Source organism: Cryobacterium sp. RTC2.1 (assembly GCF_035018685.1).
GTDB classification, from domain to species: domain Bacteria; phylum Actinomycetota; class Actinomycetes; order Actinomycetales; family Microbacteriaceae; genus Cryobacterium; species Cryobacterium glucosi.
Genome location: NZ_JASJXJ010000375.1, coordinates 1 through 311, shown reverse-complemented (window position 1 = coordinate 311; position 311 = coordinate 1). Strand labels below are relative to the sequence as shown.

Here is a 311-nt window from a genome sequence, read left to right as displayed (position 1 = left end):
CTGCTCCTGTTGATCCTGCGTCGCGGCACGTCAGGCCCTGGTGCAGACGGATGCTCGGTCGCGGAAGGCGAGACCCTTCCCAACGGCCTCGCCGGCGGTGTACCCGGAGGTGTACCCGGCGACGGAGTCGCGCCGGAGGGTGTCGAGCCGACCGTCGTGTCGAGTCACGTGCTCCGGGGAGAGCAGTCCAACACCTCGATCATCTACGAACTCGCGGGTCCTGACGGTCGCGCACTCACTCCCGTGATCTGCAAGGTCTTCCGGGCGCTCCACCACGGCGACAACCCCGACGTCACCGTGCAGTCCGCATT

1 protein-coding gene is annotated in these 311 nt (G+C 67.5%); it reads right to left on the bottom strand.

Annotated features, from left to right (window positions below):
- Positions 1 to 30: 30 nt before the first annotated feature.
- Positions 31 to 168 (bottom strand): hypothetical protein, encoded by a 138-nt coding sequence (locus QN357_RS19365; protein ID WP_323505453.1) that lies wholly within the window; start codon positions 166 to 168, stop codon positions 31 to 33.
- Between the last annotated feature and the right edge of the window lie 143 nt (positions 169 to 311).